Source organism: Weizmannia sp. CD-2023 (genome assembly GCF_036225245.1).
Taxonomy (GTDB): domain Bacteria; phylum Bacillota; class Bacilli; order Bacillales; family Bacillaceae_C; genus Weizmannia; species Weizmannia faecalis.
In genome coordinates, this window is record NZ_JARTJQ010000101.1 from 1 (window position 1) to 15,602 (window position 15,602).

General features: G+C 46.6%; 12 protein-coding genes. 5 read left to right on the forward strand and 7 right to left on the reverse strand.

What is annotated here, in order from left to right; genetic code table 11:
- Positions 1 to 26 precede the first annotated feature (26 nt).
- Positions 27 to 515 (forward strand): T6SS immunity protein Tdi1 domain-containing protein, encoded by a 489-nt coding sequence (locus tag P9687_RS14825; protein ID WP_328228806.1) that lies wholly within the window; start codon positions 27 to 29, stop codon positions 513 to 515.
- A 150-nt stretch (positions 516 to 665) separates the two neighbouring features.
- On the opposite strand, the gene P9687_RS14830 is transcribed toward P9687_RS14825, so the two are convergent.
- Together P9687_RS14830 and P9687_RS14835 are read right to left on the reverse strand one after the other, a co-directional pair.
- Positions 666 to 2,096: a HAMP domain-containing sensor histidine kinase gene (locus tag P9687_RS14830; RefSeq protein WP_328228805.1), complete on the reverse strand. Its 1,431-nt coding sequence runs from the start codon at positions 2,094 to 2,096 to the stop codon at positions 666 to 668.
- A 23-nt stretch (positions 2,097 to 2,119) separates the two neighbouring features.
- Complete coding sequence (locus P9687_RS14835) at positions 2,120 to 3,319, reverse strand: beta-ketoacyl synthase N-terminal-like domain-containing protein (RefSeq protein WP_168985636.1); 1,200 nt, start codon at positions 3,317 to 3,319, stop codon at positions 2,120 to 2,122.
- A 337-nt stretch (positions 3,320 to 3,656) separates the two neighbouring features.
- Between P9687_RS14835 and P9687_RS14840 the strand changes: the two genes are divergently transcribed.
- Complete coding sequence (locus tag P9687_RS14840) at positions 3,657 to 3,857, forward strand: cold-shock protein (protein ID WP_014097018.1); 201 nt, start codon at positions 3,657 to 3,659, stop codon at positions 3,855 to 3,857.
- A 167-nt stretch (positions 3,858 to 4,024) separates the two neighbouring features.
- Here P9687_RS14840 and P9687_RS14845 read toward each other — a convergent pair whose 3' ends face one another.
- Complete coding sequence (locus tag P9687_RS14845) at positions 4,025 to 4,471, reverse strand: aminotransferase class I/II-fold pyridoxal phosphate-dependent enzyme (protein ID WP_235430875.1); 447 nt, start codon at positions 4,469 to 4,471, stop codon at positions 4,025 to 4,027.
- A gap of 444 nt (positions 4,472 to 4,915) precedes the next feature.
- A complete protein-coding gene (locus P9687_RS14850; protein WP_046722025.1) occupies positions 4,916 to 5,854 on the reverse strand; it encodes a DMT family transporter in 939 nt (312 codons plus the stop codon).
- Between the two features lie 622 nt (positions 5,855 to 6,476).
- Between P9687_RS14850 and P9687_RS14855 the strand changes: the two genes are divergently transcribed.
- From P9687_RS14855 to P9687_RS14865, 3 genes are read left to right on the forward strand one after another with little or no spacing between them, the layout of a single operon-like run.
- On the forward strand, positions 6,477 to 8,246 hold the full coding sequence (locus tag P9687_RS14855) for a glycoside hydrolase family 3 protein (RefSeq protein WP_237340424.1): 1,770 nt from the start codon (positions 6,477 to 6,479) through the stop codon (positions 8,244 to 8,246).
- Positions 8,247 to 8,261: 15 nt separating this feature from the next.
- Entirely contained in the window at positions 8,262 to 9,917 is a 1,656-nt protein-coding gene (locus P9687_RS14860) for a serine hydrolase domain-containing protein (protein WP_061565778.1), read from the forward strand.
- 13 nt (positions 9,918 to 9,930) lie between these two features.
- Positions 9,931 to 11,193 (forward strand): exo-beta-N-acetylmuramidase NamZ family protein, encoded by a 1,263-nt coding sequence (locus P9687_RS14865; protein WP_168985638.1) that lies wholly within the window; start codon positions 9,931 to 9,933, stop codon positions 11,191 to 11,193.
- A 154-nt stretch (positions 11,194 to 11,347) separates the two neighbouring features.
- On the opposite strand, the gene P9687_RS14870 is transcribed toward P9687_RS14865, so the two are convergent.
- From P9687_RS14870 to P9687_RS14880, 3 genes are read right to left on the reverse strand one after another with little or no spacing between them, the layout of a single operon-like run.
- Complete coding sequence (locus P9687_RS14870) at positions 11,348 to 13,210, reverse strand: ABC transporter ATP-binding protein (RefSeq protein WP_168985639.1); 1,863 nt, start codon at positions 13,208 to 13,210, stop codon at positions 11,348 to 11,350.
- On the reverse strand, positions 13,185 to 14,939 hold the full coding sequence (locus tag P9687_RS14875; RefSeq protein ID WP_168985640.1) for an ABC transporter ATP-binding protein: 1,755 nt from the start codon (positions 14,937 to 14,939) through the stop codon (positions 13,185 to 13,187). Before P9687_RS14875 ends, P9687_RS14870 begins: the two co-directional genes overlap by 26 nt.
- Before the next feature lie 42 nt (positions 14,940 to 14,981).
- Positions 14,982 to 15,440 carry a MarR family winged helix-turn-helix transcriptional regulator gene (locus P9687_RS14880; RefSeq protein ID WP_013860517.1) on the reverse strand — a complete coding sequence of 153 codons (459 nt, stop codon included), beginning with the start codon at positions 15,438 to 15,440 and terminating at the stop codon, positions 14,982 to 14,984.
- Between the last annotated feature and the right edge of the window lie 162 nt (positions 15,441 to 15,602).

Below are 15,602 nucleotides of genomic sequence, written 5' to 3' on the forward strand. Positions count from 1 at the left end.
CACAAAAAAAGACTTGACCTGATTTAATAGAAAAATACAAGGGAATAGTCCCGAAAGAAATTATTGACTTGTGGCAGAATTACGGATTCGGAACATTTATGCAAGGATATTTTAAAAGTGTTAACCCAGAAGAGTTCCAATATATCTTACAAAAATGTAGCCTAAGATTCACGGACTCACCAGTTTTATTTACAACTGGAATGGGAGACTTGGTAATATGGGCAGATGGTTATGTAAGATTACTTAATTTTAGAGATGGTGTACTAAAAACAGTTATGCCGAATTTTCTATATTTCTTCAAAAGCTTGGATTCATATAGATTTCGAGATGAGTATTTAAAGTGGCAACCTTACCCTGAAGCAATAAATAAATATAACGAATTAGATTATGATGAATGCTTCGGTTATACACCTTTATTAGGTTCAGGTGGACCTGGAAAAGTAGAAAACTTAAAAAAGGTGAAAATAAAGGAACATATTCTTCTAATTACTCAACTAATGGGACCTATTCAATAATACTTTTCAATATAGACGCATCAAGCATGTCGGAATCGTCGGTTAAGGCATTTATTAAGGATGTCATCCATTAATGTAGTACAAGCAAACCAGGCCGGCAAGCTTGGTCGTAATGACGATGAATTTCGATTGCCGGCCCTGATAAAAATGTTAATCCATGTTTAATATTCCGTTTTGCGGAAGTTCGATTTGAAAATGGGTTCCTTCCGTTGAACTTTCAACGATCCGGATATTGCCGAGATGCTCTATAACGATCTTTTTTACATAAGGCAAGCCTAATCCCATTCCTTCAGGTTTCAATGACAAAAAAGGGTTAAAAACACTTTCCCAGTGTTCCCGCCCAATCCCTGTGCCAGTATCTTTAAAATGGATCATAATCATTTCCTGGTCCACTTCAATCCGGATCGCAATCCTTTTGTCCTTTCTATCTTCGGGCATCGCCTCTATGCTATTCTTAATAAGATTGATAAAAACTTGTTTCAAATTTGCTTTATTTACGTACGCATCAAGGGAATGATAACAATTCAGCAGTTCAACTTCGATATGATGTTCTGTTAAAATGGCTTGGGAAAACGCAAGAGACTCCCTGATGATCGATTCCAGATTTTCTTTCTTAAAAGTGGTGGAAGATGACTTCAAATAGGTCTTGTAGTTATCTACTAAGTCATCTAAATGCTCAGAAGTTTTTTCTATCATATTTAAATAAGCTTTATCTTTTTTATCCATACCAGCGCTTGCATTTAACATTTGGGAAAAGCCCTTAATGATTTGATTCGCATTTTTCACTTCATGAATCAGACTTCCGGCTAAGTTGCCGGTGTAGTCCAATTTCATCTGCCTTTCCATTATTTCATAATAGTTTGCCTTTATATTTGCGCCTAATTTTATGAACTCCATGACGATCAAGGTTGAGAAAATGATAACCCCGATACTGCTGGAAATACCACCGGTTCCAGGAGAAAAGTTTAAAAAACCGAATATGTATAAAAGCAGGGAATACAGGCTAAACCTGGCCAGGAATCTTTTGATATTTTGGTTTACCATTCCTTTGGTCATCATGAATATAAGGATTAAAAACAGTAAGAAGCTGCCCATATGTAAAATATATAGCCAGATCAGCGGCCCGTATTCAGGAAATAAAAAGAGGGTATTTGCCCCATTTTTATTCGCCATATACAAGCCTTTTGTACCTAAACTTGTCCAGTTTATAAAATAAATAACCGTACTCCAGAAAATCAAAAAATATAAAACCTTTTTATTGAGTAAAACATTCGATAGTTTGTCCAGCCATTTCCGTCCTGCCAGAAGTGCCGGCTGGCCTTTTATGATAGAAAAAGCAATGTAATAGACAACCGGTATGGAAAAAGTCGTCCCGCCCCGAAGAAATTTGAAAAGAACAAGGATCGTTTCCTTGCTTAATACTTTTCCGAGAAAAAGGACGCCTATATCGAATTGCCAGGCCGTGATCAAAAGCATATAGAATCCCAATATCAGAGACAGCTTTGACTCTTTATAAAGTGATTGCATACTCACGGCCAGGACAATCGGAATGAATCCTATCGTAAAAATCAATACCCCCATAACGATAGTACCTCATCCCCTTTCTAACTCTTGGTGTATTTCTTCATATAGGCACATGCGTTATTGCCGCCAAATCCATGGTTGGTGATGGCCACTTCATGAATCTCCCGATAGAGGGTCTCTGTTACAATATTCATTTCTTCATACCCGCGCCTCGTTGTCCGAATCGTTGGCGGGATAAAGCCATATTGCATGCTTAAAAGCGATGAAATGACTTGCAAAATACCAATGGCGCCAAAAGGGTTCCCATACATGCTTTTGATTGAAGTATAGGGAACTTCATGGTTAAACAACTGTTTGGAACAGTGCTGCTCGATTTGGTCGTTCAGTTCAATGCCAAGTGCCTGGCTGTTGATGTAATCCGGTTTTCTTCCCATTGTGACTTCTTTTAACGCGTTTAACATTTGGTCCCCGGATCCGTCCAATGAAAAAATGTTGATCCCATCATTATTGGAAACGACATCAACGATTTCGCCTTTTATATCCGCTTTTCGTTGAACGGCATCTTCTTCCCTCTCCAGCACGATTGCCCCTGCTGCTTCCGACATTGCAAACCCTTTGCTTCCTTTTTGAAACGGCACAGCGCCTTCTTCAAGCGTTTGGTTAAGCGGTATCGTTTTTGTTTTGGCAAACGCATAAGTTGTCGCATTGCATATCGGGCTGTCCGTTCCGCCGACAATGGCCGCATCCACTTTTCCGCTTTTCAAGTAAAGGATTGCATCTTCTACTGCTTCCAAACTGGAAGTGCAACCTGTTGTAATCGTTTTTTCGACGCCCCTGGCCCCAATATAATGGCCAATGGCAGCCGTAATACTATGGTAATTCGCATAGTGGGAGAATATGAGCGATACTTTTCGATACAGTTCATGATTAGCGTAGTGAATGGAATCCTGGTACAGTTTCTCTCCCGTAGCACCAAGGGATAGTCCGAAAAACAAGCCTACTTTTTTATACCGGACATCCAGCCTGGAAGACGCGATTGCTTCTTTCACTGCAGCGGTCCCCATTTTTGTTACTTTTGGGAGGCGCTTTAGTTTATCATCTGCTTCTATTTGTTTCAATTCTTCATCCTGGATAAGCCCGGCAATGGTTGATTCTCCTTTTGGCCCCATGCCCTCCGCCACTTGTAATGTGCAAACGCCGTTTTTCAAATTAAACAAATACTGATCAATGTTCCTCGTATTTGGCGCAAATATCCCGTATCCGGTACATACTATTTTCATAACGGCCCCACCTATCGAGTATTTACTTGTCTATTATAGCAAAAACACGCCCATTTTGATTTATTGTTTTGAAAAAATACAATGGTTTTGCAAATCGTGCTGCCCCTTGCAAAAAAGCGATTTCATTAAAAGCTGTCCATCAATGCGCAGGCGGATGGATTACATGAATTTAACAAAACAAAATGGTTGTAAACTTCTTTCTTCTGCGCTATTCTTAAGAAGAATTATTTTTGTTCGGTGTAAAGAATGGCATAGTATAAGACTTTTCATCTTGATGACCACCTTGGACAAGGATAGTAACACATTGTGTGCAGTTGCACACCAGGAGGCAATATAAATGGAACAAGGTACAGTGAAATGGTTTAACGGAGAAAAAGGCTTCGGCTTTATCGAACGAAATGGTGGAGACGATGTATTCGTTCACTTCTCTGCTATCCAAGGTGAGGGCTTCAAAACTTTAGACGAAGGTCAAAAAGTAACTTTTGATGTTGAACAAGGATCCCGCGGGCCACAAGCAGCAAACGTTGAAAAAGCTTAATGTAGAGAAAATGATAAAAACAGGCTCTTTATAAAGAGGGCCTGTTTTTTTATTTCTTCAAAAACCAAAACACGCTCACTTATGTAGCAGGAAATTGAAACAAACAGGCGCCATGCCAGTCGACAAATAGTGAAAATCCGTTGCTGCAACCAGGATTATATATTTGGTCAACCATTATCAGCTAGTAATGCCTTCATTGTCAGGATTCCCTCTTCCATTTCCTCAAAACTCGGATACGCGAAGGACAACCGAACCGTATGGTGATGATCATGATAAATAAATCCAGGATTTATCAATACGCCGGAGTTTAAACATTCCTTGAATAATTTTCTTGTATCTATATTGCTGTTAAAAGCCACCCATATGAAAAATCCGCCGGAAGGTTTGGACCACATTGCATAATCTGCCAAGTGCCGGTTTAGCAATTGCAATAGAAAATCTCTTTTTTGTTTAAGCCGGGTTCTGGTCCTTTCCATATGTTTATCGTACAATCCCGAAGAGAGCATTTCTAATACCAGCATTTGCGACACATAGCTGGAGCCGTAATCAAGTTGCATTTTTAAAGGAGAAGAATAGACTTGCCTGGAACATGATAAACTTTTCGGAACCTTCATTTGAAATTTTTGTTTCCATGTTACATGATGCACTTGAAACAACGGGTTCTCAAGCCCAGCCTGTACAGCCGGTTATAAAGGCGCGGAATTTGCAGATCAACTGTCTCAAAAGCGCGCCTTTACAGCACCGCCCAAAGGAATCGGCATGGCAAAATACATGTTCCAGGCTGTTGCGATCGCTTTTGAACGCGACTTTACACACCCCATCTGAATCATCAGCCTGTTTCTCTTAGGCGCCAAAGGAATCAGCACACCGCAAAAGCAGGAAAACTGGCGAAAAAAGCCGGAAAACTGCGCGAACATACAGGCAGATTACCTGCACTTCAGGCAGACGGAGCAAGGACTGGGAAAATGCCGTATTGGTTAGAAGAAATTATGTACATTTTGAACCGTTTTTCCTGCCGGGGATTGCGGAATTGGAAAAACAAGAAGAACCAATATGAACTAAAACATCTTGATTAAAATTACACCGGAAAGCATGATGGCGAGGCCCAATATTTGGACTGGCACAATTCTTCTTTTTAAAGATTTAAACAGGCCGAATCGTTCCACTACAAGGCTTCCGGCAATCTGGCCGAACAGTGCCAGAATCACGGTTTGCCCTGTGCCAATATGATCGACAAGGAACACGTTAATCAAAATATACAGCCCGCCGATGATGCCGCCAAGCCATACCCACCATGGAGCAGATTGCTTAACCGGCTCCTTGATATTCGTGAAACTGCGGTCTTTTATGCCAACGATAAGGACGAGCACCACAGAGCCGACAAAAAATGAAATGAAGGCAGCGTGAACCGGAGAATGGAGCACTGTGCCCAGCTTTCCGTTTATTGCTGCCTGGACAGCCATAATCATACCGGCCGCGATTCCCAACAGCCGCCAAATCCATATATTTTCTCCCTTTTGCTCTTCTATGGCAGAATGGCGTTTTGCAATGGCTTCCGGGACAACGACTGCAAAAACTACCCCTGCAAGGACAAGAAATACGCCAATCGCCCTGTTTATTCCGAAAGATTGTCTAATGGAGTGAAACCAGCCGAATTGGTCGATGAGCATGCCCATGAGAATCATGCCTAAAATCGGCATGACCGTCGTTTGTACACTTCCCAGTTTGGGGAAAAGGAGGATATTGGAAGTCAGCCCGATCACACCGCAAATACCGCCAAACCAGATCCAAACAGGCTGGTTCAAGAAAAGACCGGCGGGAACCCCTAAAGGTGTTCGGCTTACAGCTGTTGCAGCGGCCAAAAAGACAGTTCCAACCAGGAATGAAATCATAGAAGCCAGAAAGGGAGATACAACAAACTTTCTTAACTGGGAATTGATAGCTGTTTGTACAGCCAAACCGAATCCAATTGCAATGCCTGCAAAAACGGCGAACATGGCGCCCTCCTTTTTCAAACGAATCGTTTTGCCCGGGCCCTTCCTGAGCACCGATAAATTCAGGTTCAATCGCATTGCTCCCAGGCCCCTATTTAAAAAAGTGTATTGTGGCCCGGAAAAACATCTAAAGCCCCCCGAAACAGAACAATCAGGAGCAATTTACCAACTCTGTCTCAGATACATAAATATTTTGCTTAAAGGATGCAATTGTTCAAGCAAACCCCATTCCTCGGTAACAGAAAAACAGGAGACACTTGGTAACATTTACTCGTATTTTGGAAAAGAAAAAATTCCCCCACCTTTTTGGTTGGTTTTTCTGAACAAACCTAATTATATCAGAGGTCCGGGCATTTTTTCACTTTAGCTGCTACTCTACTTTCTCCATTTCCATCATCCCTGTGCCCGCTCCCCCATTTGCTGCACTCGCCGTTCCCGATATGACAGGCATGCACATCCAGAAAATTTCCGGCTGGTTTTCAATTTTTCCGGCGGTGCGGTTTATCCGGATACATGAACATCTATATTAAAACCGTCCCGGCCTGGAAAACATAAGCAAAAAGACGGATGGACAGGCTTCTTTAGGCTGGTAGACTAAAAATGAAAGGGATTACAAAAGGGAGGGATGGCGTTTTTGAAAAGATCCGGATTGTTTGTCGTATGTTTTGCGTTGTTGTTTTCGCTTATGCCCGGCTTCCGTGGACAAGCGAAACAGGATGGGCATTGGAGAACAAGGGCAAAAGAACGCTGGGTGTCCCATGAATTGAAAAAGATGACAGTCGAGGAAAAAGTCGGGCAGCTGTTCATTGTTCATGCTTACGGAAAAACACCGGAGGATCCCGCCTACGCCGAAACGAATATCGAAAAAGGGCGTGGCGGCACAAACTTCAAAGAAATCATCGAAAAATACCATATTGGCGGCGTCATCTATTTCAACTGGTCGGATAATATCAGCACCCCTGTTGATGCCAGACAAGTGCAGCAGTTATCCAACGGGCTACAGAAAATTGCGTTAAAACAAAAGCCCCGCATTCCGCTCTTTATTTCTACGGACCAGGAAGGCGGCGCGGTTGCCCGTGTACTCGAACCGGGAGCCGTTTTCCCGGGGAATATGGCACTCGCAGCAACCAGGTCTGCAGCCAACGCGAAAAAGGCTGCAGAGATCATGGCGGTAGAACTGAAAAATCTCGGCATCAATATGGACTTTGCCCCGGATCTCGATGTCAATGTAAATCCGGCCAACCCGGTGATCGGCGTCCGTTCATATTCAGAAAATCCGGACCTTGTCGCATCACTTGGCATTGCCCAAATTGCAGGATTTCAAAGCCAAAATGTAGCCGCCACCGGCAAACACTTTCCGGGCCACGGGGATACGAATGTCGATTCCCATTACGGCCTGCCTGTCATCCATCACGACTTGAAAACATTAAATCATGTGGATTTAAAACCGTTTAAGGCCGCGATTGCTTCCGGCGTTGACGCAATCATGACCGCGCACATTGTTGTACCGGCACTCGATGGTTCCGGCCTGCCGGCGACGCTTTCGAAAAAGATCATGACCGGCCTCCTCCGTGAAAAACTGGGTTACGACGGGCTGATTGTGACCGACAGCCTCGATATGTCCGGCGCAAACGTCCTTCCTCCCGGCCAAGTACCGGTAGCAGCATTCAATGCGGGCGCGGATATTTTACTCAATCCGCCCGATGTGGAAGTGGCCTGGAATGCTGTGCGAAATGCAGTAAAAACCGGAGAAATCAGCCGGAAACGCCTGGATGAATCTGTCGCGAGAATTTTACGGGTGAAATATGAACGCGGCATTGTCCGGAACCCGTTTACATCTGAAAAATCGCTAAGCTATTTCGGCACCCCTGAACATTTGAAAGCCGCACAAAAAATGGCGGACGAAAGCATCACAATGGTTAAAAACGAAAATCAAATATTGCCGCTGAATCAAACGAAAAAAATATTCGTAACCGGCCCATCTGTTGCAAACAGCAGCCGCCTTGCCGGCCTTCTGAAAGAAAAAGGGTTTATAACCGAAAATACGAGCACAGCGGCTGCGCCAACACAGGCAGAAACAGCTACGGCAGTTGGAAAAGCACAAAATGCCGACGTGATTGTCGCTGCCGCTTACAATGCAAATACCAATACCGCGCAACAGGCATTTTTAAGAGCGCTGAAAAAAACAGGCAAACCGGTTGTAATGGTTTCAATGGGCAATCCTTACGACATCATGGGCGCGCCTGATGTGGACGCGAATCTTCTGGCCTATGGAAACCGCAGCGTTTCTGTACAATCCGCTGCAAAAGCGCTCACAGGCGAAATCAACCCCGGCGGAAAATTGCCTGTCACCATTCCGGGGTACGCTCCGTTCGGCCACGGTCTTCATTACTAAAAGGGGGGGACTTGCTTGAAGAACAAAGGGGTAAAATTCGTTTTATGGGTTGGATGCATCATTTTGTTGGCGGCCGGGGCCATTCCGTCTCTTGCCTTTGCATCCGGATATCATGGCCACCCGTCTTCCTGGGATGCACCCGGAAAAAGCTCAGCAGTACTGCATAAAGGAACGCCCGCGTCTGCCGGAATGTCCCAAGGCCCGCTCACAGACATTGACAGAGCGGTAAATGACGCGATTGCGCAAAAAGCCATGCCGGGCGCTGTTGTGCTTGTCGCAAGGAAAGGCACGATCGCAAAAGAACAGGCATACGGATATGCATACCGTTATACAGACAACCAGTTTACAGAAGCATCTGCCCCGGTCCTTGCAAAAACAAACACCATTTACGACATTGCTTCGATCAGCAAATTGTTTACATCCATTGCAGCCATGCAGCTGTTTGAAAAGCGGAAATTTGCGCTTGATGACCCTGTCGCAAAATATATTCCTGTATTCGCGGAAAACGGAAAGGAGAACGTGACCATCCGCCAGCTGTTGACGCATACTTCCGGGTTTGAGGCGGGAATCCCGGTTTATAAAATGGGAACATCCCGCAAAGACCGGCTCGAAATCGTTCTGAAGCACGGGCTGCAAAATCCCCCGGGAACGGCGTACACGTACAGCGATTTAAACATGATTACGCTGGGCGTTTTGGTTGAAGTTGTGAGCGGGCAGCGGCTGGATGCTTATGTAAAAACGCACATTACCGCCCCTCTCGGCATGCGCGATACGATGTATAATCCGCCCGCTTCGTTAAAGGCGCGCATTGCCGCAACGGAATTTCAGCCGTGGACTGGAAGAGGGATGATCCGGGGGCAGGTGCATGACGAAAACGCGTGGGCGCTGGATGGCGTTGCCGGGCATGCGGGCGTTTTTTCCACCGCACATGACCTCGCTATCCTTGCACAAACGATTTTACAAAATGGCAAATATGCGGGTGCCCGGATTTTAAAACCGGAAACGGTCCGGCTGATGGAACAGAATATGAACAGCGCTTTTCCAGGCGATGATCACGGGCCCGGCTTTGAATTAAACCAGGGATGGTACATGGATGCGCTCTCCGATACAAATACAATGGGCCATACCGGCTACACCGGCACCTCGATGGTGATCAGCCCGAAAAACCAAACAACGGTCATTTTATTGACCAACCGCGTCCATCCGACCCGGGACACTGTCTCGACAAACGGAATCAGGCGATCTGTTGCCCGGCTTGCGGCGGACGCTATCCCGGTTGCCGTCCCTGATAAACATGGCGCATGGTTTGCCGGTTACGGCGACAATAGAAAAGCTGTGCTGGAGGCGGATGTTGACTTGAAAAGGCCGGCGTTTCTCCGTTTTTGGACCTGGTACCGCATCGAGCAAAACGCAGACTTTGGGAAAGTGGAGGTTTCAACAGACGGGAAAAACTGGACGAAAGCCGGCAATGCTTTAACCGGATCAAGCGGCAACTGGCGGCAGATGTCTATCCCGCTCCCTGCTGGCACGAAACATATCCGCTTTGTGTATGAAACTGACGGGTCAGTGAACGGCCGCGGCTGGTATGTGCTCCATCCGTCCATCGTCTCACACGGAAAAATTGCGAAAGTATCTTTTACAAGCCGTGATTGGGCTTTGCGGAACCGTTAAAGGGGGAAAATGGATGAAAAGGCTCGCTGCCATATTGGCGCTTATGATCGCTTTCAGCTGCCTGGCCGTGGTGCATGCGGCCCGGGGCAATCAGCCGCATGAAAAACAAAAACACCATTCTTTTCAGCTTGGTGTCGATGTTTTTTTAAAAGATAAAGCCCATTCGCTGAAAGGGAAACGGGTCGGGCTGATCACAAACCCGACCGGTGTCGACCAGTCATTAAACAGTATTGTGGACAGATTTGCCAGGAATCCGGTTATTCATCTGACCGCCCTTTTCGGCCCGGAACACGGGGTGCGCGGCAGTGCGGACGCCGGTGCCTATGTTCCGTTTTATACAGATCCGAAAACGGGGCTTCCGGTTTACAGTTTGTACGGCGAAACGAAAAAGCCGACACCTGAAATGCTGAAGGATGTCGATGTGCTTGTCTTTGATATTCAGGATGTTGGCGCAAGATTTTACACTTATATTTACACAATGGCCTATGCGATGGAAGCAGCGAAGGAAAAAGGCATCCCGTTCATCGTGCTCGACCGCCCGAACCCGATTGGCGGCACAAAAGTCGAAGGCCCGGTGCTTGATCCAGCCTTTTCCTCTTTTGTCGGAATGTACCCGATCGCGCTCCGCCATGGGATGACAGCGGGAGAGCTTGCCAAATATTTTAACAAAGAATGCGGAATCGGCGCAGGTCTCACAGTTGTGCCAATGAAAGGCTGGCACAGGGATATGTACGCGGATGGCACCCCGCTCCAGTGGGTGATGCCGTCCCCGAACATGCCGACATTGGACACGGCGATCGTCTATCCTGGTGCGGCGCTCATTGAAGGGACAAATATTTCGGAAGGCAGGGGTACGACCCGCCCGTTTGAGTTGATCGGGGCACCGTTCATTGACGGGGACTTGCTAGCGGAGAAATTGAATGCCCTCGGTTTGCCGGGCGTCCGCTTCCGGAGCGCGTCTTTTACACCAACAACCTCAAAATGGGCCGGCAAGCTCGCAAACGGGATCCAAATCCATGTCACGGACCGCAATGCTTACCAGTCTGTTGAAACCGGCGTTGCAATGGTCAAAACGATCCATGACCTGTATCCCGGCCAATTCGCTTTCCGGGCAGAAGACAAAAACGGCATTTCTTATTTTGACCAGCTGATTGGAAACGGCTGGGTCAGGCAGGATATCAACCGCGGCACTTCCCTTAAAACCATTGCCCAAAAATGGCAAAGGGACTTGGGTGCCTGGAAGAAAAAACGGGAAAAATATTTGATGTATGATTGAAAAAACGCCCCCAGCCTGAGCCGGATTGGGGGCGTTTTGAACCCGCTTCAGGAAATGGGGGGAACATCTGTTTTTTCCACGATCATTTTCGCCAGCAAATGGCCACGCCTGTCTCTTCTATTGAACAAATTACGTAAAGAAACAGGCTGTGTTTCTACCCCTCTTCCACATTCTTAAATTGGTTGTAAAACATGTGATAATACCGTCCGCGGCGTGCCATTAGTTCGTCATGGCTGCCTTGTTCAATGATTTGCCCGTGGTCAATCACCATAATATGATCGGCATCGCGAATCGTATTCAAGCGGTGGGCGATGATGAAACTCGTGCGGCCCTCCATAATCGAAAGGAGCGCATCCTGGATATGCCGTTCTGTCCGTGTATCGATGCTGCTTGTTGCCTCATCCAATATAAGCAAAGCGGGCTTTGCCAGAAAAACCCTTGCGATGGCCAAAAGCTGGCGCTGCCCCTGGCTCAAGTTGCCGCCGTTTTCCGACAAAACGGTTTCATATCTATCGGGCATCCGGTTGATAAAAATATCGGCATGGGCAAGCCGGGCCGCTTCTTCGACTTCTTCATCCGCCGCTTCCGGATTTCCGTATTTGATATTTTCCTTGATGGTGCCTGAAAATAAATACGTATCCTGAAGGACAAAACCGAAACTTCTTCTTAGGCTGTCCCGCGTATATGTCCGGATATCCGTGCCGTCAATGAAAATCCGTCCTTCCGTGACATCGTAAAACCGGGTCAAAAGGTTCACAATCGTCGTTTTTCCGGATCCGGTAGGCCCGACCAGCGCCGTACGCGTGCCCGGCTTTGCCTCAAAGCTGATATTTTTTATAATCGGAACATCCTCGCGATACCCGAAGCTCACATTTTCAAATACAACATGGCCTTTTGGCTCCCGGAGCACGGCGGCATCCTTTGCATCTTCCGGCTCTTCTTTTTCATCGAGTATGTCAAAAACCCGTTCAGCCCCGGCAACTCCTGACTGGAGGACGTTAAAAATATTCGCCAAGTTATTGAGCGGCCGCACAAACTGCCGGGAATACGTCAGAAAACTTGCGATTACGCCGACAGTAATCATGCTCTTCAAAGCCAGAACCCCGCCGACAACGGCAACCATGGCAAAGCCGAAGTTGTTAATCACGTTCATAAGCGGCATAAGAAACCCGGTCCAGATTTGCGCCCTCAGCCCGACCTTAAGCAAGGACTGGTTCACCTCTTCAAACGCCTTGATTGCTTTTTCTTCATGGTTAAAAGCTTTGACCACCTCAATCCCCGAGATTGTTTCTTCAATATGCCCGTTTAGCCGGCCGAGTTCCGCCTGGTTATTTTTAAACAGCACTGAAGTCCTCTTGGCAATTGTCCGCGTCAGCAAAAACACGAGCGGAACCGTACACAGGCTTGCAACCGTTAAAACCGGGCTTAAAATGATCATCATGATGAGTGTGCCGATAAGGGCAATAACCCCCGACATGAGCTGCGTCGTCGATTGGGAAATAGTATTGCTCACGTTGTCTATGTCATTCGACAGGCGGCTCATCAGTTCACCGTGGGGCCTCGCGTCAAAAAAAGCAACCGGAAGTTTTTGCAGCTTTTGAAACAGATGGCTGCGCAAACGCTGCACAATCCGTTGCGAAACACCGGCCATCAGCCAGCCTTGCAAAAAGGTTAAGGCAGCATCTGCAATATAAGCCGCTGTAAGAACAAAAACCATGATTTCAAGCAGGTTAAAATTGACCTTTCTGCCCGGCGGCATGGCATCAACGGCCCTGCCGATAAAATAGGGAATGCACAGCGTAAGGACGGAGTCGGCCACAATCAATGCAAGAATGACAGACAGCCAGTTTCTTTCCCTGCCAAAATAGGCCCAAAGCCGTTTTAACGTCCCTTTAAAATGCTTTGGTTTCTCGGCCGGGCCCCTGAACCGTGCCGCGCCTCCCCCGCCCGGACGGCCCATCCGCAAAAAAAGCCCCGGTGCCTGATTTCCCTTATATCCGTTCGTTTGTCCGGCCATCCTGCAACACTTCCTTACCCATTTGCGATTGGTAAATTTCCTGATAAACCTGAGAGGTTCTGAGAAGCTCCTCATGCGTGCCCAAGCCGGCAACTTCCCCCTTATCCAACACGATAATTTTGTCCGTGTCCATCACAGAAGTAATGCGCTGGGCAATCAAAAGGCAAGTCAGCTCTTTCGCATATTTTTTTAACGCTGCCTTGATCCGCATTTCAGTCGCAACATCCACCGCACTTGTACTATCGTCAAGAATGAGAATTTCCGGATGCCTCACCAATGCGCGGGCAATCGAAATGCGCTGCTTCTGCCCGCCGGAAAAATTGACGCCGCTCTGGCCAATTAACGTATCATAGCCTTCAGGTGCAGCCGCAATGAAGTCATGTGCCTCAGCCAGTCTCGCAGCATGTTCGACCTCATCCATTCCCGCCCGGCCATTTCCCCATTGGATATTTTCACGGATGCTGCCGGTAAAAAGGATGTTTTTCTGCGGAACGATCGCAATTTTTTCACGCAGATCATGCGGATGAAAATGCCGGACATCCATACCATCTACTTTAAGGGACCCGCCCGTAACATCGTAAAAGCGCGGAATGAGATTCACCATTGTGCTTTTTCCCGATCCGGTTGAGCCGATAATGCCAACAGTTTCACCCGAATAAATGGTAAACGTGATATTTTTCAAAACCGCATCCTGCACTTGTCCGGTATAGGAAAAAGTGACATTTTCAAAATCAATTCTCCCTTTTTCACCCGTTACTTCATGTTTCAATCTGTTCGGGGAGGTTTTTTCTTCTATGGCAAATACTTCACCGATCCGAAAAGTGGAGGCCCTTGCCCGGACAAACATGTTAAACACCATGGAGATCATCATCAGCGATGTTGAAATTTGCGTCATATAATTGATAAAAGCAATAATATGGCCGACTTTCATTGTGCCATTGTCCACCCCGAAGCCGCCCATCCATAAAATTGCGACAATGCCGATATTGACCGTAAGCAAGATCGCCGGGCTGAAGATGGACATAATCCGGATCGAAGAAGCCGAGCGTTCTTGCAGGCGGCGGTTTGCCACGCTGAATTTTTCCACTTCAAATTGAAACCGGTTAAAAGCCTTCACAACACGGACACCGGATAAATATTCCCTCATGATGCCGTTCACGCGGTCGAGCGCTTTTTGCACCTTCATAAACAATGGAAAGCCCAATCTCATGTTCGTTATAATGAAAATAATGACAATCGGCACAACAACTGCCAGCACCACAGAAAGCTGCGGGTCAAGCCGGACTGCCATGATCAAGGCGCCGATTGCCAATAGCGGCGCTTTGACAAACATGCGCATTAAACCATTGATAAAGTTCTGTACCTGGGTGACGTCATTGGTAAGCCGCGTGATGAGTGAGGCCCGGTCAAATTGATTGATGCTTTGGAAAGAAAGCGCCTGGATTTTCCGGAACAAATCCGACCGCAATTCCGCCCCAAAGTTTTGCGACACGATGCTTGCGAGCGTGCTCCTTAATGAGGCGGCAACCGCGCCGCACGCTGTGATGAATAACATCACGCCGCCCATCTTTAACACATATGGCATATTTCCGGACGCCACACCGACATCAATGATTTTTGACAGGATCGCCGGCTGCATCAAATCGCAGAGTGCTTCACACATTAAAAAGAAAACAGCCGTACTAAAAAGTTTCCAGTACTTTTTGGCATACTTGCTTAAAAAATGCATCGGATCATTCCACCTTTTAACGTTGCGGAAATCAATTTTTGCTTACGCCTTTTTATCCGTCTGGTGATCGCCTTTTGACACTTTTAAATTCTCAGCAAGCCGCTGCAGAAATCCAATAAACAGTTCCTGCTCCGCTTCTGAGAATTGGCTTAATCCATTGCTCAGCTGCTGGAGATAAGCGGTTTTTGCTTCCTTGATGATTTCTTCTCCTTTTTCTGTCAGGGACACCATTTTTACGCGGCCATCGCGGGCTGACGCCACGCGCCGGGCGTATCCCCATTTTTCAAGCCGGTCGATCATTTGCGACACCGTGCTCATGCTGACATTGAAATGGTCGGCAAGGCTCCCCATCGTGCACTGCCCGGACCTGCCGACATGCCGCAACAATATCCACTGTAAACGTGTAATCTTTTTATCTTCATTTGCCAGCCGCCCTTCCCGCAGATGCCGGTTAATATACCGCCAATGCGTAAGGAACTGGTCCATTTTGCTATCTTCCATAATGGAACGCCTCCTGAGAGCAATTACTTTATTTAGTTTACTAAAGTAATTGGAGGTTGTAAATCGTTACATCAAGAAAAAATAAGCATTCCAGTTGTTTCCCAATTCAAATCTTTATCTGTAAATTACTGCGTTTAACTTTCACCTGAATCCGTGACGAAA

Excerpts from the sequence above, each read along its gene's own strand:
- P9687_RS14855 (WP_237340424.1), top strand. The coding sequence starts at position 6,477 with ATGGCGTTTTTGAAAAGATCCGGATTGTTTGTCGTATGTTTTGCGTTG.
- P9687_RS14875 (WP_168985640.1), bottom strand. The coding sequence starts at position 14,939 with ATGCATTTTTTAAGCAAGTATGCCAAAAAGTACTGGAAACTTTTTAGT.
- P9687_RS14870 (WP_168985639.1), bottom strand. The coding sequence starts at position 13,210 with ATGGCCGGACAAACGAACGGATATAAGGGAAATCAGGCACCGGGGCTT.
- P9687_RS14850 (WP_046722025.1), bottom strand. The coding sequence starts at position 5,854 with ATGTTCGCCGTTTTTGCAGGCATTGCAATTGGATTCGGTTTGGCTGTA.
- P9687_RS14840 (WP_014097018.1), top strand. The coding sequence starts at position 3,657 with ATGGAACAAGGTACAGTGAAATGGTTTAACGGAGAAAAAGGCTTCGGC.
- P9687_RS14830 (WP_328228805.1), bottom strand. The coding sequence starts at position 2,096 with ATGGGGGTATTGATTTTTACGATAGGATTCATTCCGATTGTCCTGGCC.
- P9687_RS14845 (WP_235430875.1), bottom strand. The coding sequence starts at position 4,471 with ATGAAGGTTCCGAAAAGTTTATCATGTTCCAGGCAAGTCTATTCTTCT.
- P9687_RS14880 (WP_013860517.1), bottom strand. The coding sequence starts at position 15,440 with ATGGAAGATAGCAAAATGGACCAGTTCCTTACGCATTGGCGGTATATT.
- P9687_RS14865 (WP_168985638.1), top strand. The coding sequence starts at position 9,931 with ATGAAAAGGCTCGCTGCCATATTGGCGCTTATGATCGCTTTCAGCTGC.
- P9687_RS14835 (WP_168985636.1), bottom strand. The coding sequence starts at position 3,319 with ATGAAAATAGTATGTACCGGATACGGGATATTTGCGCCAAATACGAGG.